Origin of the sequence: Streptomyces sp. LHD-70, assembly GCF_031157275.1 — a bacterium.
GTDB lineage: Bacteria > Actinomycetota > Actinomycetes > Streptomycetales > Streptomycetaceae > Streptomyces.
In genome coordinates this window covers 142,253-161,198 of the sequence record NZ_JAVIFW010000017.1, presented here as the reverse complement: position 1 = coordinate 161,198, position 18,946 = coordinate 142,253, and the positions used below count along the sequence as shown (strand labels likewise).

The window sequence follows — 18,946 nt, the reverse complement described above, 5'->3', positions numbered from 1 at the left end:
CTGTGACAGGGAACGGCCGGTTCGGACAGCCCACTCTCCGCGAGGGGGCGGAGTGGCGCGGTACGCCGGTGGATCACGCCAGGACGCAGCGCGTACCGGAGAAATTGGTCGGCATGCACTTGTTGCAGTGGACGCACAGGGAACGGGCCGAGCCGTCCCGGCTGATCCGGTTGACCAGGTCGGGTTCACGCAGGAGTGCGCGGGCCATGGCGACGAACGGGAAGCCCTCCGCCATCGCCAGATCCATGACGGTCCGATCGGTGATGCCGCCGAGCAGGACGAGCGGCAGCCCGAGGGCGGCCCGGAACTGGCGGGCCTCCTCGAGCAGGAACGCGTCACGGTAGGGGTACTCGCGCAGGAACGCCCGGCCGAGGAGGCGGACGCCCAGGCGCTGCGGCTGCGGCAGCGCCGCCGCGAAGTCCCGGACCGGGGCGTCGCCCTTGAACAGGTACATGGGGTTGAGCAGGGAGCTGCCGACGGTCAACTCCAGTGCGTCGACGCTGCCGTCGGCCTCTATCCAGCGCGCGACCTGGAGCGATTCGTCGAGCCAGAGGCCGCCCGCGACTCCGTCGTCCATGTTGAACTTGGCCAGGATCGCGATCCGGTCACCGACCGCGTCGCGCACCGCCCGCACCGCGGAGCGGGCCACCTTCGCGCGGTTGTCGAGCGATCCGCCGAATCCGTCCCGGCGCCTGTTGATCCGCGGGCTGAGGAACGAGCTGGCGAAATAGTTGTGCCCGAGGTGGACCTCGACCGCGTCGAACCCGGACTCGACGGCCAGCAGCGCCGCCTCGCCGTGGGCCCGGGCGATGCGGTCGATGTCCTCCTCGGTCGCGGCGCGGGTCAGCTGCGCGCCCAGTTGGTTGAAACGTCGGCTCGGTCCCAGGGCGGCCATCCGGTTCGACCGGGGGTTCGCGACCGGCCCGGCGTGACCGATCTGCGCCGACACGGCCGCCCCTTCGGCGTGCACGGCGTCCGTGAGCCGCCGCAGCCCCGGGACAGCTTCGGGCCGCATCCAGATCTGGTGGTACTGCGTACGTCCCTCGGGCGCGACCGCGCAGTAGGCGACGGTGGTCATGCCCACGCCGCCCGCCGCCACCTCCCGGTGGAACCTGATGAGCGAGTCGGTGACGAGGCCGCCGTCGCTGCGCCCTTCGAAGGTCGCGGCCTTGATTGTGCGGTTCCGGAGGGTCAGCGGACCGATGGTGCCCGGCGACAGCACGTCGGGGACCACATCGGGGATCGGCTTGGCGGACATGCAACCTCCTGGGGCGCGGTGCCGGGGGCGGTGCCGGGGGCGGTGCCGGGGCGGTGCCGGGGGCGGTGCAGGTTGTGTGCAGGCCACATCTGTAGCCGCTCGCGCCGTCGATTGCCATGGCTGTGCGCATGCGGCCGCGGGCCTGCGGGCGTCCGCTGCCCGGTCCGGGCATAGCCTGGGCGGATGCTCACCGAAGTCACAGCCACCCGCTACGTCACGCCCTTGCGTGAGGGCGGCTCGCTCCCCGGCATCGTCGAGGCCGACGATCTCGGGACGTAGGTCATGTACTTCCCCATGTGGCGGCGCTGACCTGCTGGTTCGAGCGCCGCCATACGTCTGACCTGCGGCGATGCTCCTTTCCGGGGCCTTCAGGTTCGCACGTGTCTATGCAGCCGGAACTCCCCACGGCCTCCCCGACAATGGGGAGTCGTCCCGGTCTCCGGGCTTGTCTCCTGCCCCTCAGTTTCGGTTAGCCGGCGGTGAGCGGAAGCGTCAGGAGGGGCGCCCCGGTACGTAAGCGGCGACGCCCGGAGGGGTCTGCGGGTCGACTCCGGTCGGCGCAGCAGGTCCGTTGATCATCGCCTGTGACTCCTGGGAGAACTGGGCGCGGCCGGGTGGAAGGGCGGGTCATGTGGTGCTGCCCGCCCCTCTCCCACGGGGCCGTCGAGTCAGGATCTCGTGGTGGTCAGACCTTCACGGGCTCGGGCTGCGGATCCGGTACGGGCGGCACCAGGCGGCCGGTGCGGTGCAGCCCGTACAGGGCGGTGGCGCAGGCGATGCCCAGGGCGGTCAGCGCGAGCCACGGGATCGCAGCCATGCCTGCAGCTCGGGCCGAGTCGAGGGCGGCGCCGGTGCCCAGGTTGCCGAGGGTGATGCCGATGCCGCAGATGGTGTTGTAGAGCCCGTAGTGAGTGGCGACCAGCCGGTCACCGGAGAGCCGGACGATGGTGTCCATCTCGAAGGGGTACGCAATCATCGTGCCCACTGCCAGCAGGACCGCGGCGAGCGTCGGCGGCGCGGCGGCGAGCAGCCACAGCACCATGCCACCGTCCGGCACAGGGACCAGGGTGGGCACGATCAGCGGCACGAACGCCAGGCCCATGATGAACAGCCCCCGGCTCAGCGCCTGACCGGCCTCCATGCGGGCCTTGCACCAGGCGGTCACCTTGGTCTGGAAGAGGATCGTGCTCAGGCCCGAGACCGCGAACATCACCGCCACCGCCGCAGTGCCGAACTCCCCGTCTCCGCCGAGCCGTCGGACCTCCAGCGGCAGGGAGAGGTAGACCTGGAACTGCAGGACGTAGAAGCCGATCATGGCCACCGAGAACAGCAGGAACGGCCTGTTGGCCACGATCCCTCGCCACTGCGAAAGCACGCTCTCCTGGGTTGGCCTCGCGTGCCGCCCGCGCTTGGCGCCCCGAGCGTGCTTCGAGCTCTGCGCCGCTTGCGGGTTCTGTGCGTTCGGTGCGTCGTCTGCCCTGCGGGCGGGCAGGGCGCGCATCTGGACGACGCTCAGGAATGCGAAGATCCCGGCCGCAACGAGGCAGGTGACGCTGAAGTCGACGCCGGTCAGGAGCATGCCGACCAGCGGGCCGAGCAGGATGCCTGCCTGGTAGAAGACGTTGAACAACGCGAACGCCTCGACCCGGCGGTCCCCCGTCTCTACCGATACGTATGCCCTGACGGCCGGATTGAAAAGGGCTCCGGCGAGGCCAGTGGCGGCGGAGGCGGCCAGCAGGGCGGGGACGGAGTCGACAAGGCCGAGGGTGGCGAAGCCGACGATGCGCAGGACGAGTCCGGCGATGATCATGGGCTTGTAGCCGAGCCGGTCGGCCAGCGTGCCACCGACCAGGAACATGCCCTGCTGGCTGAAGTTCCTTACGCCCAGGATGAGTCCGACGGTCCAGCCGGCGAGCCCGAGCGATCCGGACAGGTGCTGGGCCAGGTACGGCATCAGCATGTAGAAGCCGAGGTTGATGGTGAACTGGTTCACCATCAGCAGTTGCACGCTGGATGGGTAGGTGCGCACCTGCGCGACGGTGCCCTTCACTTGCTCTCCTCCTCCGCGCCGGAGCCGTCCGCCTGTTCGGCGAGGGCCAGTGGGTCGACGACTTCGGTGCACCGGGTCCAGCGGCTGACCTGCTTCTCGTCGGGCTGCCCGATCACGTCCGGTTCGGGGTCCGGCGGGAAGTCGAGCAGTCCGTGTGCGGCGCAGTAGTCGTCGTCGTAGACCGTGCCGAGGTAGCGCTGCGGGCCGTCGGGGAAGATCGCCGCGATCCGGGTGTCCGCGGGCAGGGTGCGGGCCAGCCAGCCGGCCACGAGTGCGACGGCGCCGACGCTCCAGCCGCCGGTGGCGTAGTGCGAGGTGGCGAGCTGGCGGCAGGTCCACACGGCCTCGGCCGGGGCTACCCAGTGCACCTCGGAGAAGTTCTCGTAGGCGACGTTGCGGGGGCGGATGCTGCTGCCGAGGCCGCGCATGAGCCGGGGCCCGGCGGTCTGCCCGAAGAGGGTCGAGTTGACGGTGTCGACGCCGGCCTGCTTCAGCTCGGGGTAGAGCTGCTTCAGGACACGGGAGACGCCGGCGGAGTGGCCGCCGGTGCCGACGCTGCACACCAGGACGTCGATGTGGCCCAGTTGGGAAGCCAGCTCAAGGGCGAGCGGGGTGTACGCGGACACGTTGTCCGGGTTGCTGTACTGGTCCGGGCTCCAGGAGTCGGGGTACTGCTTGAGCAGTTGGGCCACGCGTGCGCAGCGGGCCTGCTGCCAGCCGCCGGTCGGGTGCGGCTCGGAGACCATGTTGATCTGCGCTCCGTACGCGGTAAGGAGCTGGGTCATGGACCGCTCAAGGCCCGGGTCGGTGACCAGGGTGACCGGGTGGCCGTAGACCATCCCGGCCAGGGCGAGCCCCAGTCCGAGGGTGCCGCTGGTGGACTCGATGATGCGGCGGCCGGGCTTCAACTCGCCACGTGCACGGGCGCGTTCGACCATGTGCAGGCCGGGGCGATCCTTGATGCCGCCGGGGTTGAAGCCCTCGAGCTTGGCCCAGAACCCGCGGCCGGCCGGGGCCAGGGGTTCGGAGACGTGCAGGACGGGGGTGTTGCCGACGAGGCCGGACATTCCTTGACCGCGTGGCAGCGTCGCGGTGGGTACGGGTCCGGTGCGGGAGGAGGTCGAGTCGGTGGAGACCGTGAAGGTCTGGGATCGCATGGCTTCGCTTTCGCTCTACGTGCCGGGGGTTGAAGGTCGCTCGATGCGTGCGGCAGCACGCGCGGAGTGGCCTAGATGAGCCACCGGCAGAGGCGGGAATGGGCTCTTCGGGCACTCAGCGGTATGCGGGAGGCGCGGCTGGCGGAGGGCTGTGCTTCGGGCTCGGCCGGCGCGTGAGCCAGGGCAGCGAGCGGCAGGGAGTCGAGAGCCCACGGCTGCGGGGCCGACGTGCCCTGACCGGCGTGAGGAAGGACCTCGCAGGCGGGCTCGTGGTGTGGGGACGAGCCGTCCTGCGGTGATGCGACGTCGGTGGACGCGGACAGCACCGGCCGCGAGGGGGCGGCATGTTCGCCGCTTGCGGCAGGCAGTAGGCAGGCGGCGAGGGCGAGTAGAAGGCCGCCCAGGAGAAGCCACGACCGGAAGCGCGATGGCGCCATGGGAATGGCCGGGGCGTGGCCCTGTGTGTACGCAGAATTGCGTACTGAAGGACTTCCCAAGAGGGGTTGGGCAGGGGAGAAGTTCGTCACAGCACTCCGTACGGCAAGCCGCGTATTCGGAGACCGAAGTGAGCGGCCAGGAAGGTCGGTCGGACGACAGAAGTGGGTGCCCAAAGGAATCGACTTCTTGCCGGCGCCTTATATGCGCAGGCAGAGCGATATTTCGGTCACCAGGAACAGGTCGGAATAGCCCGACGGCAGAAGTGCCGTTTCGGCGGCGCTGACCGAGGCGGGGTGACCTGCTTGTCGCGGATCGGCCTAGATCCGGAGAATCGCTGGATCTCTCCCTGCTGGGGACGAGTCGGTGACGTCGGCCGAGCGGGAGTTCGCGAGGGAGCTGACAGGAGTGGGGTGAACGCCGTCGAGCGGCGTCGAGCACGGAGCCGGCAGGTCAACGCCCTGCTGAGGTTGGCCCGAGAGGCATTCCTCTGCTGCGTGATCATCCGATTCGCCGTCATGTTCGGCGGGGGCGACGCCATGTTCGTTCTGCACGGCCGGCGTTGTGGCCGCCGCGGAGGCGCTGGGCGCGACATGGTGCGCGGAGGTTTCGCTGCTCACGCCATGCGTATACAACAGGCTCAGAATGATCACGCCAAACCAGAACAGCCGCAACGGGCCCGCCAGTTGCGCGCGGGCCCGGAGCGGTGACGTTGTCCGGGTGGCCGTGACCATGCCGTGATCGTAGCGGCAATTCACGCGTGCTGCACAATCAACTCGGTTGAACAGTGTGCGAATTGGCCGACGTCAGTCGCCTCGCAGATGGGATGTTCGCGGCTATCTCGGATTGTGGCGGTCTGGAAGTGGCCGAAACCTGACTGAATTAGAGACTCAAACGCCCAACGGTGTTGTTCAGCATGCACATATGCGGGGCGGGGGCGCAGTCCGCTGGACATGGCCGCACCTCTGGCCGAGCTGGGAGTCCGCCTGCCGGTTCGCGCGCTCAGTGCCCGCCGGTGGACTCCACAGCGAGCCGCTTCGTGAACGACTGGCCGCCGTCCTTCGATTCGTAGACGCCGTTCTGGGTGGCGGCCAGGACGCGGTCGGTGCCCACCGCGGTCAGGGCCTGGGGCTGTCCGCCGGGCACGGTGCCGGCCTTCTTCCAGGTCGAGCCGCCGTCGCTGCTGAGGTGCACGGCGCCGGTTGGGTCGATGCCGTACAGGGCGTCGTCCGCCTGCCAGGAGACGAACGCCAGGGCCGGCTGCTTGCCCTTGGCGAAGGTCTTGCCGCCGTCGGTGCTGCGAGCGATCCCCTCGGCGGTGGTGGCGAGGACAAGGCCGGGGTCCTTGGGGGAGACGGCTATGTCGAGGGCCTGGAGTTCGGCGCCGTCCTTCCAGGCGACACCGTCCTTGCTGGTGCGCAGCAGGCCGTTGGTGGCGTCGTAGCCGTAAACGGTGTCGTGGGCGTAGTCCAGGGCGTGGAAGTCGGACTCGCCGGACAGGGAGAGCGACTTCCAGGTCTTGCCGCCGTCGGTGCTCCGGATGAGCCCCTTGTCGGCGTGGCCTTCCGCGTCCGGTGCGGGGTGGCCGCTGGCGTAGAAGGTGTTCTTCTGGGCGACGGTGAAGCCCATGAAGTCGTCCTTGCTGTCGCCCACCAGCCTGGGCTTGCCGTCGGAGTCCGGGGTGTAGACGCCTTCGTGGGTGGCGACGTACAGGCGCTGGTCGGACGGGTCGAGACCGAGGCCGTGGATGTGGCTGATCGTCACGTCGGAGGGCTGATCCCCGCCGGACGAGCCGGACTCTTTCCGGCCGTCGCCGACGCAGCCGGCCAGGACGAAGGCGAGGGGGAGTGCTGCGGCCGCGACGGCTGCATGGCGCTTGTTCATGGGTCCTTCAGAAGTGTGGAGGGCGCGCATCCCTGCGGCGCGTGGAGGCTCGGGTGCCCGGTACCCGCCCGGGCCCGCGCTGCCGGACGGGGCAAGCGCGGAGCCCAGGCGGTCTGCCGGTATGGCGAGGGGCGAGGGTCAGATCCGGTCGAGGATCTTCTCGAACTGGTCGACCTCGGCGGACTGGCCCTTGATGATGGCGTCGGCCATCTTCTTCGCGTCCGCGCTCTTGCCGTTCTTCTTCTCGTCCTCGGCCATCTCGATCGCGCCGTTGTGGTGCTCGATCATCATCTCGGCGAAGGCGCGGTCGAACTTCGCGCCCTTGGCGGCCTCGAGGTCCTTCATGTCCTGCTCGGACATCATGCCGCTCATGCCACCGTGCTCGGAGTGGTCCATGCCGGAGTCCATTTCGGTGGGCTGGCCCCAGGACTTCAGCCAGCCCTGAAGGGTCTTGATCTCCGGGTCCTGGGCCTTCTTGATCTGCCCGGCGAGCTTCTTGACCTCCGGGTCGGAGGCGCGGGTCTCGGCCAGCTCGGACATCTCGATGGCCTGCTGGTGGTGGGGGATCATGCCCTGGGCGAAGGTGACGTCCGCGTCGTTGAAGTCGGCGGAAGCGTTCGTGTCCTTGCCGGGCTCCTTGGACGCCGCGGCGGTGGAGTCCGAGCCGTGGTCCATGCCGTCCATGCCGTCGCCGTTGCCGCACGCGGCGAGCAGCAGGGATCCGGCGGCGACCACGCCGACGAGCGCGATACGGCGGCGGGCCGTGCGAATGCGGTTGATGGAGCTCATGTCGATACACCTCTGGTGTCGGTACTGCAGGTCTGTTCGCCGTACGTCGGAGTGCGCGAGGCAGCACGAAGCGCGCCCGCGCTGACGGTTCGGCCTAAATCCGCAGGACTGACAGCTGGGTGAGATCCGGTCTCGGTGGCGGCGCGTTGGGCCGCAGCGCGACGACGGCCCGCGCGAGGAGGTCCGCCAGCCACGCGGGACGGCGTGCGAACGCCGCGTACAGCAGCGCCGCGAGCGCCCAGACACCGAGCACCGCGACGCAGAGCGACGCCATGTCCATCGCCATACCGGAGGCGGGTTCGTCCGCCGACTGGTGCTGGGCGTTGGCGGACTCGTGCCCGGCAGCACCGGCAGCAGCCGTAGTCATGGCCGCATCGGTCGTAGCCACGTCGAGGGCGGCATCGCCGTGCGGGGCGGACGAGTGCGCTCCAGCGCTCATCCCGCCCCCCGAGGACTCGTCCGGATGCCCGACGGTGTGCATCACGAACACACCGAACGCGAGCACGACGACCAGCAGAAGGTGCGCAAGGGCACCGCCCGCTCGTACGTACTTGCTCACGCTCATCGCTGGAACCTCCGCTGCCGAGGCTACCTAAGCGACTGCAAGTGCGCGGCACGGGACCGGTACCCGGCCTCCGGTACGAGCAGGTACGAGCCCCGGCGTGGGCGAATCCGGTGACTACGATGACTGGTCGTGGGTGCTGGAGGGGCGAGCGGGCCGGACTCCGGGAGCGGAAGGAGCGGCGTTGCGTCAGCTGGGTGAGCTGGAGGCGGAGATCATGAACCGCCTATGGGCCTGGGGCAGGCCGGCGACCGCGCGCGATGTGCTGACCGACATCAACAAGAAGCGCCCCGTCGCCTACAGCACGGTCAAGACCGTGGCCGAGATCCTCCACCGCAAGGGCATGCTGCGGCGCGAGAAGGAGGGCAGGGCCTGGGTGTACGAGCCCACCTGCACCCGGCAGCAGTACACGGCCGCGCTCATGCAGGAGGCCCTGGGCAGCAACCCGGACCCGGCGGGTGCCCTCCTCAGCTTCGTGGAGCAGATGTCTTCCGAGGAGGCCGATGCCCTCAGGGGCGCGCTGAGGGCGGCGAAGCGACGGGGCGACGCATGAGCACCGCTGTGACGCTGACCTGCTACGCCCTTCTGGTGGGTGCTGTCGTCCCGTATCTCCTGGTGCGGGCGCGCTGGGCGCACCAGGCCCCGACCGTCGCGGTGCTCGCGTGGCTGGGCCTGATCGTGTCCTTCGTCGTGTCCGCCGCCTTGGCGCTGAACCACGTGGTCCTGGCCGAGCAGCAGCACGTGCACAGCGGCCTGCTGGGGCTGCTCAGCGCCTGCGGCGTGGTGGCCGAGGCTCGCGCGGGCGATATGACGCCCGCGTTCAGTGACGTCGCCGCCCTCCTCGGCCCGGCGATCATCGTGTTGCTGCCTCTGGGGTGGCTGCTCCGCACGGCGAGGAGGTCGCGCCGGGCCCGGCAGCGTCAACTCGACATGCTGGCTCTGGTCGGCAGCCCGGCAGCCGCGTACGACGCCACGATCGTGGAGCACGACGCCCCCGCGGTCTACTGCCTGCCGGGGCGCGCCTGTCGGGTGGTCGTCACCCGGGGCGCCCTGGACGTCCTGTCCGGCCCGCAGCTGCGGGCCGTTCTCGCACACGAGCGGGCGCACATCGAGGGGCGGCACCATTTGTTTCTCCTGGTGACGGAGGCGTTTGGCCGGGCCTTCCCCGGGCTGCCGCTCGCCCGGCACGCAAGGCAGCAGACGCCACTGCTCCTGGAGATGGCCGCCGACGACCACGCGCTGCGGTTCCACGCACGTGAGGAGCTGGCCACAGCGATGTGCGAGGTCGGCCCGGGGCCCGCGCCTCAGGCGGCCATGGGGGCGGGCGGCCCCGGCGCGCTCATCCGGCTGCGCCGCATCCTCACCCCGCAGGCGCGGCCCCGCCGCGCGACCTGGGTGGGGGTCGTGGTGGCCTCGGTGGCGGCTCCGCTGCTCCCGCTGCTGTTCACGTGCGGGCACGCGGTCTGATCCGGGTACGCCGCTCAGCCCGCACCCTCACACAGCGCCCATCACCGCGGAGGACTGGCCCTGCTCCCGCCGCTTGCGCCATCCGTAGCGGGTCCTGCCCTGGGGCTTGAAGACCGAGAGAGCCGTGGTCGTCAGCAGCACCAGCAGTGCGGCGGCCGCGTCAGCGACGAGCTGCACCCTCAGCCCGCCCAGCTCGGCGCCGGTAACCGCTGAACCCGCCGCCATGTCCGCCACGTAGGCGATCGGCTGGGTGTGTACGAGCAGGAGAACGGTGGCCAGCACGGTCAGCGCCAGCTTCACTACAACCCAGTAGTGCCGCAGCAGACCCCAAGGTGTGCCCAGTGACTGGATCACGCCGGTCAACAGCGACGCGAGACTCAGCGGGACGATCACCGACCAGGTGGTCACCTCCATCGCAACGTAGACCGCACCCGCCAACTGGCCGTCCGTGCTGGTCAGTCCGGTGATCGCGAGGGCCAGGAAGACGGCGACCGAGCCCAGCCAGCCGACCGAGCACATGACGTGGGCGGTGAGAGCGGCCTTGCGCAGGCGCGGTGCCATGGCCATCAGTGACCGCCGGAGTGCATGCCGCTGCCGAAGCCGCTGCCGGTGAGGTGCAGGAGGAGGAACGCGACGACCAGGGCGAGCGCGACGGCCCCGGACACCTTCACCCAGCGCGGGGTGCCGGGGACCGGCTCGCGACCGGGCGTCGCACCACTGTCCTGGGGCGTGGGCGAATCAGACATGGCGAACTCCTTCGTCGTACGCGGCAGTGAAGCCGGCCGCAGCCGACCGCCGCCGGCCGCAGCCGACCGCCGCCGTCCGCTGTCGCAGCCAGATTTATCGAGACAGTCTGTCTACGTCAAGTCATACTGTATCGACCAGGTCGCCACGTAGAGTGGGCGCGTGCCGAAGTTGTGGAACGAGACGATCGAGGCGCATCGCCGTGCGGTGCGCGACACGGTCCTGGACACCACGGCGATGCTGGTCGCGGAGCATGGCCTGCGGGGCGTGACCATGTCGAAGATCGCCGAAGAGTCCGGCATCGGCCGGGCGACGCTCTACAAGTACTTCCCCGACGTCGAATCGATCCTGGCCGCCTGGCACGAGAACCAGATCCACGCCCATCTGCACCAGCTCGGCGAACTCCGGGACGGGGCGGGCAGCGCGGAGGAACGACTCGAAGCTGTTCTCACGGCCTACGCGCACATCCAGCGGCAACGCCACGGGCACGGCGGCGAACTCGGCGCACTGTTGCACCAGGGCGAGCACGTCGCGCGGGCGCAGCAACACCTGACGGGCTTCATCCGAGACCTGCTGTCCGAGGGTGCACGATCCGGCGACATCCGGAACGACGTCCCCGCGGGCGAACTCGCGAGCTACTGCCTGCACGCCCTCGCGGCAGCCGGCGGGCTCAAGTCGAAGGCCGCGGTGCAGCGCCTGGTCGACGTGACGCTGGCCGGACTGCGCCCGGTGCGCTGAAGGCGCCCTCTTCCTCGAACGGAGCGTCGCCGTTGAGGTAGCGGCCGGGGGAGGTGCCGACGGTGCGCCGGAACGCCGCGAGGAAGGCGCTGGGTGTCGCGTACCCCACGGCGTGTGCCACTCGGGAAACCGGCTGTCCCTCGGCGAGGAGCGGGAGGGCGGCACGCAGCCGTGCATGGGTGCGCCAGCGGTCAAAACTCATGCCGGTGTCCTGAACGAACAACCGGGTCAGGGTGCGTCGGCTCACCCCGACGGCCCGCGCGTGCGCTTCGAGGCTCCGCGGGTCCGCCGGGTCGGCTAGCAGCGCGTCGGCCACGGCGCGTACGCGGTCGTCGGTGGGGTCCGGTACGTCGATGGGTGTGGCGGGCAGGGGGTGCAGCAGGTCGAGCACGACCGCCTCGGCCCGCAGTCGCGCGTCGTCGGGGAGGTTCTTGCGGTCGAGGTGGGCGATCAGGTGGGCGAGGAGACCGTCGACGCCGACCGGCGTGGGTTCCGTCCAGTCCAGCGCGCATCTGTCCGGCTCGAAGTACAGGCTGCACAGCACCGCGTCGCGGGTCGCGCCGGTCCGGTGGACGACCCCGGCGGGCAGCCAGAGGGCCCGTGTGCGCGGCAGCACCCAGTAGTCCTCGCCGACGGCGACACCGAGCACTCCCCGCCGTGCCCATGCCAGTTGGTGCTGCGGATGGCTGTGGGGGACGAACCACTGCCCGGACGCCAACGGAAAGTTTCCGACGACGATCGCGCCCACGCCTGCCGGGACGGCGCCTTCGACGGCATCGGCCATGCCGCCCAGCGTATGTCCCCGATGCGATATGACGTGGCCTCGTAGCGCATCGCGGCCGGCGCGGAGGGTGCATAGCGTCGTCGTATGGCAAACACACCCAGCGTGACGCCGGCGCCAACGACGCACGAGAAGCGGGCCGTTGGGCGTCGTGGGCCTGCCCTGGTGGTGTTGTGCTTCGTACAGTTCATGCTCGTCCTGGACGACAACGTGGTGAGTGTCGCGCTCCCCAGCGTGCGCGACGACCTCGGCTTCAGCAGCGCGGGTCTGGCCTGGGTCGTCAACGCCTACTTCCTTGCCTTCGGCGGCCTGTTGCTGCTGTTCGGCCGCATGGCCGACCTGCTGGGCCGCAGGCTCGTCTTCCTGACCGGGGTGGTGCTGTTCGGCGCTGCGAGTCTCGTCTGCGGGCTCGCGCAGGAGCCCTGGCAGCTCGTGGCCGGGCGGTTCGTCCAGGGCGCCGGATCGGCGATGGCCAGCCCGGCCGCGCTGGCGCTGATCACCCTCCTGTTCCCCGGCACCGAGGAGCGCGCCAAGGCGTTCGGCATCTGGGGCGGGATCGCGGCTCTGGGCGGCACGACGGGACTGGTGATCTCCGGTGCGTTGACCGGCCTCGCCTCCTGGCGCTGGATCTTCCTCATCAACCTGCCGGTTGCCGCGGTGGCCGTCGTGCTGCTCCCGCGCCTGGTCCCCGAGAGCCGGTCCGGGCACGCGGCCCGAATCGACGTACCCGGTGCGGTACTTGGCACCGGCGCCCTGGTGTCACTGGTCTACGGCCTCCTCCAGACCGGGGAGTTGGGCTGGACGGACCCGGTCGTCGTCGGGCCGCTGGGCTTCGCCGGGCTCCTGGCCGTCGCTTTCCTCGCGGTCGAGGCGCGAACTGCCGAGCCACTGGTGCCGTTGGCGTTCCTGTCCTTCCGCTTCCGCGCCGTCGCCAACGGGGCGACCCTGTTGTTCTCCGCCGCGATGTACGCGATGGCCTTCCTGCTGATGGTGCACCTGCAGACCGTCCTGGGCTACGGGCCTCTCACGGCGGGACTCGCCTACCTGCCCTACGGCGCCGGAATCCTCGCGGGCATGTGGCTCTCCTCCCGGGCGGTGGCCAGGCTCGGCGTGCGGCCGGCCCTCGTCGGGGCGTTCCTGCTCACCGCTGCCGGACTGCTGCTGCTCTCCGGGGTGGCACCGAGCGACAGTTACGCCTCCGGGGTCCTGCCCGGCATGCTCGTCACGAGCCTGGGATGCGGGCTGAGCCTGCCTGCCCTGACCGTCGCTGCCCTCACGGGCACCACCGAGGAGAACGCCGGGCTCGGCTCGGCCCTCCTGAGTGCCGTCCAACAGGTCGGAGGCGCTGTGGGGGTGGCGGTGCTTGTCGCTCTGGCCGTGGGCCGTAGCGACGCCCGGGCTGCAGAGGAAGGTCGGCTGCGCGCGGCGACCGAAGGCTTCTCCTTCGCGCTCGCCGTCGCCGCCGCCGTCCTCGCGCTCGGGGCTGTCCTCGTAGCGACGTTGCTCAAGAAGTCCCATCGTCCGTCGTCCGCCTCCGACGCAGGGGGAGAGGTTCCGGCGGTTACGCGCAGTCGAGCGCAGCCCGGACCGGAGCGCTGATCTCGTCCTCGGTCTGCGAGCGGCGGGCCCTGCCTTCACGCCGCTCATGTGACGGGCTGTCAGGGGCTGGAGCTGTGGATGGAGGAGGGTGCACGGCCCGAGCGAACCCCCCGCTTCGGGCTAATCTGCTTAGCAGTTAAGCTCTGGCCTCAGTTCTTCGCGGCTGTCGGTCACCCACCCGGGGTGGCGGCGGAGGAGAGGGAGTTTGCCCCGTGGCGTCACACCGTCGACCCAAGCAGCCGAGCCGGGCATACACGTCCATGGTCGGCGCGACCGCCGCAACCGCCGCAGCCATTGTCGTCTCCGCACCGTCGGCCCAGGCCGACCCGCTGCCGGATCCCACCAAGAAGGGCGTCAAGGCCCAGGTCGACCGCCTCTACGAAGAGGCGACGCAAGCCACCGAGAAGTACAACGGGTCGAACGAGAAGCGGGAAAAACTGCAGAAGGAGATCGGCGATCTGCAGGATGTCGTGGCCCGTGGCCGCGAAGAGCTCAACGAACTCCAGCGCGGGCTCGGCTCCATAGCGGCCGCACAGTACCGAGGTGGCGGGATCGACCCGTCCGTGCAGCTGTTCCTGTCCTCCGACCCCGACGGCTACCTGGACAAGGCGGCCGCCCTCGACCGGATCGGCAGCAAGCAGTCCGCCACACTGAAGCTCGCCCAGGCCAAGCAGCGCACCCTCGACCAGCAGCGCCAACAGGCCGCCGAGAAGCTGGAAGACCTGGCCGGTACCCAGAAAGAGCTGCGCGAGAAGAAGAAGGAAATCCAGGGCAAGCTCGGCAAGGCCCAGAAGCTCCTCAACACGCTGACGGCAGAGGAGCGCGCCAAGATCGCCGCGGAGGAAGAGCGCGCCAACCGCGCCAGCGAGCGGGCCGAACTCGGCAACGAGGCGAGTGCGTCGCAGCGCACCGCTGCGGCTTTCAGCGCCGCCAAGAGCAGGGTCGGCATGCCGTACGTCTGGGGCGCCTCCGGCCCCAGCTCGTTCGACTGCTCCGGACTGACCTCCTGGGCCTTTAAGCAGGCGGGCGTCTCCCTACCCCGTACGTCACAGGCGCAGGCCAATGCCGGTACGAGGATCGACTCCCTGAGCGCACTCCAGCCGGGGGACCTCATCATCATGCGCGACGACCTCAGCCACGTCGGCTTCTACGCCGGCAACGGTCAGATCCTCCACGCGCCCAAGCCCGGGGCGCAGGTGCGCTATGAGCCGATCAGCACCAGCGGCATGCCGTTCATGTGGGGCGTTCGCATCAGTTGAGCGCGTTTGAGAGGCATTTTCCGCTGCCTCGACCCTGTTCGTGCAGCGGCCGCCGCCCGCGCGGAGCGGGGCGGCGGCCAAGTCTCGTGCTGCACGCGGTGGTTCACGCGGCCTGGGACAGGGTGGACCGGTCCCCGCTCGATGCGTGCACGGTGGGCGTCACGGGGGCGGCGATGGTTCCGGTCTGACGGTGAGGGGCGGTTGCGGATTCGTACGCACTGGTGTGCCTTGCAGGGATGGCCGTGATCACGTACGTGCCCCCGCAGAGGGGCCACTTCTGGGGCACTGTCCAGCGACACATCAATGTCCGTTAGTGTGTCGATGCGTCGCCAGGCTGCGGGATGCCGGGGTGGGGGAGGCGCGCGTGCCCGTTCCCCTGTCTCTCCTCATCGGCAGAAGGCTCATGACGAAGAACCTGAAGATCTCCCTGGCGCTGGTCGCCCTCGTACTGGCGGTGGTTGGTGCGCTGCTGGCGGCCAACGGAACCCCCGAGACGTCCGAGGACCGCGCGGATGACGGCCAGGACAAGGCCGCCCCGGCTTCGGTGCTGGTCCGGCCCGACAGTCACCGGCTGTCGACGGCGAAGGACGGCAAGGTGACCGTCGTGGAGTTCCTGGACCTGGAGTGCGAGTCGTGCCGGGCTGCGTTCCCCGTCGTGGAGCAGCTGCGCGAGGAGTACGAGGGACGGGTGACGTTCGTGATGCGGTACTTCCCGATCCCTGCCCACAAGAACGCCGAGCTGGCCGCCCGTGCGGTGGAGGCGGCCTCCAAGCAGGGGAAGCTGGAGGCGATGTACCAGAAGATGTACGAGACCCAGGAGAGCTGGGGCGACCAGCAGGTCTCGCACGAGAAGACCTTCCGTGGCTTCGCGCGTGAACTGGGCCTGGACATGAAGAAGTTCGAGGCGGACTGGAAGGACCCGGCGACCGCGAAGCGGGTCGAGAAGGACCGCCAGGACGGCCTGAAGCTCGGGGTGCAGGGCACGCCGACGTTCTTCATCAACGGCCAGCGCCCGCAGATCCAGTCGGAGCAGGACTTCAAGGCGGCCATCGAGGCGGAGCTGGCCAAGTGAGCCTGGCCGCGCCTGCCGCCGTCCAGGCGCCCGGCGGTGGGCCCGCAGGGCCGGTGGGGCAGCGTCTTGTGGCGTGGGTGCTGACGGTGGGGGGCGCGATCGGGTTCCTGGCCGCCTTCGCGCTGACGGTGGAGAAGGTCGCCCTGCTGAAGGACCCCTCGTACAGCCCGTCGTGCAGCATCAACCCGGTCCTGAGCTGCGGGTCGGTGATGAGTACGCCGCAGGCGGAGGTGTTCGGGTTCCCCAACCCGCTGCTGGGTATCGCCGGTTTCGCCGTGGTCACCACGGTCGGCGTGGTGCTCCTGACGGGCGCGGTGCTGCCGCGCCGGCTGTGGTGGGGGCTTCAGGCCGGCGTCGTCTTCGGTGTGGTCTTCATCCACTGGCTGATCTTCCAGAGCCTGTACCGGATCGACGCGCTGTGCCCGTACTGCATGGTCGTGTGGTCGGTGATGATCCCCGTCTTCTGGTACACCACCCTCCACGCGCTCGCCCGCGGGCATCTGCCCGTGCCCGAGCGGGTGCGCCGGGCCGTCGGAGTGGTGGCCGGTTACCACGGTGTGGTGCTGACCTGCTGGTACCTGCTCATTGCCGTGCTGATCCTGCAGCGGTTCTGGCTGTACTGGACCACCCTCGTCTGACCGGGGATGCCCTTCCTGTGTCCTTCCGAAAGTCTTCAAGATGACCACCAACTGTGTTTGCGGCCCCGCGTCGGCACCGCTTGCTTCTGTGCTCGCCTCGGCGTTCAGGGGTGAGTCATGCTGATCGCTGCGGGCCTCGAGCCGACCGTGCTGACCGGCTCGTTGCTGCTGGCGCTGCCGCTCGCGGCGTTGGCCGGGGCGGTGTCGTTCTTCTCGCCGTGCGTGCTGCCGCTGGTGCCCGGATACCTGTCCTACGTCACCGGCGTCAGTGGCGCTGACCTCGCCGAGGCCCGCCGGGGCCGGATCGTGGGCGGGACGCTGCTGTTCCTGGCCGGGTTCACAGCCGTGTTCGTCTCCTTCGGCGCCGCATTCGGCTATGCCGGCAACACGCTCCTGGAGTATCAGGACGTGCTGATCCGGGTCCTGGGGGCGCTGACCATCGTCATGGGCCTGTCGTTCATGGGGGTGCTGCCGGGGATGAGCCGGGAGTGGCGGCTGCACCGCCGCCCGGCCGCGGGGCTGGCCGGCGCGCCGCTCCTCGGGGTGCTGTTCGGCCTGGGCTGGACGCCGTGCATCGGCCCGACCCTGGCCGCCGTGCAGGCGCTGGCCTTCAGCGAGGCCAGCGCCACCCGCGGCGCGGTGCTCACCGTCGCCTACTGCGCCGGCCTTGGCCTGCCGTTCCTCGCCGCCGGGCTGGCGTTCCGCAAGGCGTTGGGCGTGTTCGCCTGGGTCAAGGCCCACTACGTCTGGGTGATGCGGATCGGCGGCGCGATGATGATCGCCACTGGGCTGCTGATGGTCACCGGCGTCTGGAGCTACCTGATCAGCCAGATGCAATCCTGGTCCGCAGGCTTCACCGTCGGCATCTGACCACCCCGGCCCGGCCTGCGAGGGCCGCGCTCACGAACGACACGAAGGAAGGTACTTCGAGGTGAGTACGCAACAGCCCGGTGCGGCGGATTCCTGCGACCTGCTGTGCCTGGACCTGCCGGTCGCCGAGGACATCCGCGTCCGCATGCCCGAGCTTCCCGCGCTGGAGAAGGCCGCCGAGACGGCCAAGGCACTGTCCGACCCCACCCGCCTCGGCGTGGCCGCCGCACTCGCGGCGGGCGGCGAGCTGTGCGTGTGCGACCTGGCCTGGGTCGTCGGCCAGGCACAGAACCTCGTCTCCCACCACCTGCGGATGCTGCGCACCGCCGGCCTGGCCGCCTCCCGCCGCGACGGCCGCCTGGTGATGTACACGCTCACCGACCGCGGCCGCGACCTGCTCGGTGCCCTGCTCACCCCCACCCCCACCCCCACCGCCGCCAAGCCCGCCTGAACCGCCGCCCCTTGCGGCTCGCCCGATCGGAAAGACCCGGATGACTGCCCTTCCTACCCCCGCCCGCCGCTCCGCCGCGGCCGCTCTCGCCCTGGCCTGCGCCCTCACGCTGGCCGCGTGCGGCACCGAGGGCGATCCCGCCCCGGCCGGCGGAGCGAACACCGTCAGCAAGGAAGGCGACGCTTCCCCCTACAAGGGCACCGAACTCGACCAGCCGTTCGCCAAGCCGGATCTGAAGCTGACCGACGACGAGGGCAGGCCGTTCGACCTGCGCAAGGACACTGAGGGACGCTCAGTGCTGCTGTTCTTCGGCTACACCAACTGCCCCGACGTGTGCCCCACCACCCTCAGCGACATCGCTCTGGCCTTGCGCGAACAGCCCAAGGAGGTGCGGGAGAAGACCAGCGTGGTGTTCGTCTCCACCGACCCCGAACGCGACACCCCGAAGGTGCTGGACAAGTGGCTGGCCTCCTTCGACGACAGCTACATCGGCCTGACCGGCGACCTGAACCAGGTCAAGACCGCAGCGAAGGGCCTCGGTATCGCCGTGGAGGACCCGAAGAAGCATCACGACGGCACCGTCACCTCCGACCACGGCGCCCAGACCCTCGCCTTCCTGCCCACCACCAACCAGGGGCACGTCGTCTACACCAGCGACACCCCCGTCGCCAGCTTCACGCACGACCTGCCGCTGCTCGCGCGCGGCAAACAGTCCCCGGCGAGCTGACCGGCAGGGTCACTGCGGCCCGGCCAAGGGCCAGGCGCAGCATCACCACGTGCGTGCGGGTGTGCGAGCACCCTTCCAGTAGAGTTCAAGGTTTCTTGAATTCAGCTACACGTGTATCGTAATGGGCATGCTGACCCTCGCCACCGACCTCGATGCCCTGACCCGGTTCGGCCGGGCCCTGGCCGACCCGATCCGCTGCCGCATCCTGCTCGCGCTGCGCGAGGCGCCGGCCTACCCCGCCGACCTCGCCGACACCCTCGAAATCTCCCGCACCCGCCTGTCCAACCACCTCGCCTGCCTGCGCGACTGCGGCCTGGTCGTCACCGTCCCCGACGGGCGCCGAACCCGCTACGAACTCGCCGACCCCCGTCTCGGCCATGCACTGGACGACCTGCGCACTGCCGTGGTGGCCGTCGCCACCGACCGCACCTGCATCGACGCCGACGAGAAGGACTGCTGCTGACC

General features: G+C 69.9%; 21 protein-coding genes. 11 read left to right on the top strand and 10 right to left on the bottom strand.

What is annotated here, in order from left to right; translation table 11 throughout:
- Positions 1 to 73 precede the first annotated feature (73 nt).
- The 7 genes from RCO28_RS29300 to RCO28_RS29270 form a co-directional block, all read right to left on the bottom strand.
- Positions 74 to 1,258 carry an NADH:flavin oxidoreductase gene (locus RCO28_RS29300; RefSeq protein ID WP_374991272.1) on the bottom strand — a complete coding sequence of 395 codons (1,185 nt, stop codon included), beginning with the start codon at positions 1,256 to 1,258 and terminating at the stop codon, positions 74 to 76.
- A gap of 685 nt (positions 1,259 to 1,943) precedes the next feature.
- Entirely contained in the window at positions 1,944 to 3,308 is a 1,365-nt protein-coding gene (locus RCO28_RS29295) for an MFS transporter (protein ID WP_308944304.1), read from the bottom strand.
- Complete coding sequence (locus RCO28_RS29290) at positions 3,305 to 4,375, bottom strand: PLP-dependent cysteine synthase family protein (RefSeq protein ID WP_308944340.1); 1,071 nt, start codon at positions 4,373 to 4,375, stop codon at positions 3,305 to 3,307. Before RCO28_RS29290 ends, RCO28_RS29295 begins: the two co-directional genes overlap by 4 nt.
- A gap of 845 nt (positions 4,376 to 5,220) precedes the next feature.
- Complete coding sequence (locus RCO28_RS29285) at positions 5,221 to 5,634, bottom strand: hypothetical protein (protein ID WP_308944303.1); 414 nt, start codon at positions 5,632 to 5,634, stop codon at positions 5,221 to 5,223.
- Between the two features lie 268 nt (positions 5,635 to 5,902).
- Positions 5,903 to 6,784, bottom strand: coding sequence for a F510_1955 family glycosylhydrolase (locus tag RCO28_RS29280; protein ID WP_308944302.1), 882 nt, complete (start codon positions 6,782 to 6,784; stop codon positions 5,903 to 5,905).
- Between the two features lie 138 nt (positions 6,785 to 6,922).
- Positions 6,923 to 7,573: a DUF305 domain-containing protein gene (locus tag RCO28_RS29275; RefSeq protein WP_308944301.1), complete on the bottom strand. Its 651-nt coding sequence runs from the start codon at positions 7,571 to 7,573 to the stop codon at positions 6,923 to 6,925.
- A 94-nt stretch (positions 7,574 to 7,667) separates the two neighbouring features.
- The gene (locus RCO28_RS29270; RefSeq protein WP_308944300.1) at positions 7,668 to 8,138 is read right to left on the bottom strand and encodes a DUF6153 family protein; all 471 of its coding nucleotides are present in this window, start codon (positions 8,136 to 8,138) and stop codon (positions 7,668 to 7,670) included.
- 181 nt (positions 8,139 to 8,319) lie between these two features.
- Between RCO28_RS29270 and RCO28_RS29265 the strand changes: the two genes are divergently transcribed.
- Both RCO28_RS29265 and RCO28_RS29260 read left to right on the top strand, forming a co-directional pair.
- The gene (locus RCO28_RS29265; protein ID WP_308944299.1) at positions 8,320 to 8,688 is read left to right on the top strand and encodes a BlaI/MecI/CopY family transcriptional regulator; all 369 of its coding nucleotides are present in this window, start codon (positions 8,320 to 8,322) and stop codon (positions 8,686 to 8,688) included.
- On the top strand, positions 8,685 to 9,602 hold the full coding sequence (locus RCO28_RS29260) for a M56 family metallopeptidase (protein ID WP_308944298.1): 918 nt from the start codon (positions 8,685 to 8,687) through the stop codon (positions 9,600 to 9,602). Before RCO28_RS29265 ends, RCO28_RS29260 begins: the two co-directional genes overlap by 4 nt.
- A 27-nt stretch (positions 9,603 to 9,629) precedes the next feature.
- Here RCO28_RS29260 and RCO28_RS29255 read toward each other — a convergent pair whose 3' ends face one another.
- Together RCO28_RS29255 and RCO28_RS29250 are read right to left on the bottom strand one after the other, a co-directional pair.
- Positions 9,630 to 10,163: a hypothetical protein gene (locus tag RCO28_RS29255; protein ID WP_308944297.1), complete on the bottom strand. Its 534-nt coding sequence runs from the start codon at positions 10,161 to 10,163 to the stop codon at positions 9,630 to 9,632.
- Positions 10,164 to 10,168: 5 nt separating this feature from the next.
- Positions 10,169 to 10,348 (bottom strand): hypothetical protein, encoded by a 180-nt coding sequence (locus RCO28_RS29250; protein WP_308944296.1) that lies wholly within the window; start codon positions 10,346 to 10,348, stop codon positions 10,169 to 10,171.
- Positions 10,349 to 10,508: 160 nt separating this feature from the next.
- Here RCO28_RS29250 and RCO28_RS29245 point away from each other — a divergent pair, with 160 nt between their 5' ends.
- Positions 10,509 to 11,084, top strand: a complete 576-nt coding sequence (locus RCO28_RS29245) for a TetR/AcrR family transcriptional regulator (RefSeq protein WP_308944295.1) — start codon at positions 10,509 to 10,511, stop codon at positions 11,082 to 11,084.
- Here the strand turns inward: RCO28_RS29245 and RCO28_RS29240 are convergent.
- The gene (locus tag RCO28_RS29240; RefSeq protein ID WP_308944294.1) at positions 11,017 to 11,868 is read right to left on the bottom strand and encodes a helix-turn-helix transcriptional regulator; all 852 of its coding nucleotides are present in this window, start codon (positions 11,866 to 11,868) and stop codon (positions 11,017 to 11,019) included. The genes RCO28_RS29245 and RCO28_RS29240 overlap by 68 nt on opposite strands.
- Before the next feature lie 102 nt (positions 11,869 to 11,970).
- On the opposite strand from RCO28_RS29240, the gene RCO28_RS29235 reads away from it, so the two are divergent.
- The 8 genes from RCO28_RS29235 to RCO28_RS29200 all read left to right on the top strand — a co-directional run bounded on the left by RCO28_RS29235 (position 11,971) and on the right by RCO28_RS29200 (position 18,944).
- The gene (locus RCO28_RS29235; protein WP_374991274.1) at positions 11,971 to 13,464 is read left to right on the top strand and encodes an MFS transporter; all 1,494 of its coding nucleotides are present in this window, start codon (positions 11,971 to 11,973) and stop codon (positions 13,462 to 13,464) included.
- Between the two features lie 212 nt (positions 13,465 to 13,676).
- On the top strand, positions 13,677 to 14,723 hold the full coding sequence (locus RCO28_RS29230) for an NlpC/P60 family protein (RefSeq protein WP_308944292.1): 1,047 nt from the start codon (positions 13,677 to 13,679) through the stop codon (positions 14,721 to 14,723).
- A gap of 403 nt (positions 14,724 to 15,126) precedes the next feature.
- The gene (locus tag RCO28_RS29225; protein WP_308944291.1) at positions 15,127 to 15,795 is read left to right on the top strand and encodes a thioredoxin domain-containing protein; all 669 of its coding nucleotides are present in this window, start codon (positions 15,127 to 15,129) and stop codon (positions 15,793 to 15,795) included.
- Positions 15,792 to 16,433 (top strand): vitamin K epoxide reductase family protein, encoded by a 642-nt coding sequence (locus RCO28_RS29220; RefSeq protein WP_308944290.1) that lies wholly within the window; start codon positions 15,792 to 15,794, stop codon positions 16,431 to 16,433. Before RCO28_RS29225 ends, RCO28_RS29220 begins: the two co-directional genes overlap by 4 nt.
- A gap of 117 nt (positions 16,434 to 16,550) precedes the next feature.
- A complete protein-coding gene (locus tag RCO28_RS29215; protein WP_308944289.1) occupies positions 16,551 to 17,303 on the top strand; it encodes a cytochrome c biogenesis protein CcdA in 753 nt (250 codons plus the stop codon).
- A 61-nt stretch (positions 17,304 to 17,364) separates the two neighbouring features.
- Positions 17,365 to 17,754: a metalloregulator ArsR/SmtB family transcription factor gene (locus RCO28_RS29210; RefSeq protein WP_308944288.1), complete on the top strand. Its 390-nt coding sequence runs from the start codon at positions 17,365 to 17,367 to the stop codon at positions 17,752 to 17,754.
- Positions 17,755 to 17,794: 40 nt separating this feature from the next.
- On the top strand, positions 17,795 to 18,481 hold the full coding sequence (locus RCO28_RS29205) for an SCO family protein (RefSeq protein ID WP_308944287.1): 687 nt from the start codon (positions 17,795 to 17,797) through the stop codon (positions 18,479 to 18,481).
- A gap of 127 nt (positions 18,482 to 18,608) precedes the next feature.
- Complete coding sequence (locus RCO28_RS29200; RefSeq protein ID WP_308944286.1) at positions 18,609 to 18,944, top strand: metalloregulator ArsR/SmtB family transcription factor; 336 nt, start codon at positions 18,609 to 18,611, stop codon at positions 18,942 to 18,944.
- Positions 18,945 to 18,946: the final 2 nt, after the last annotated feature.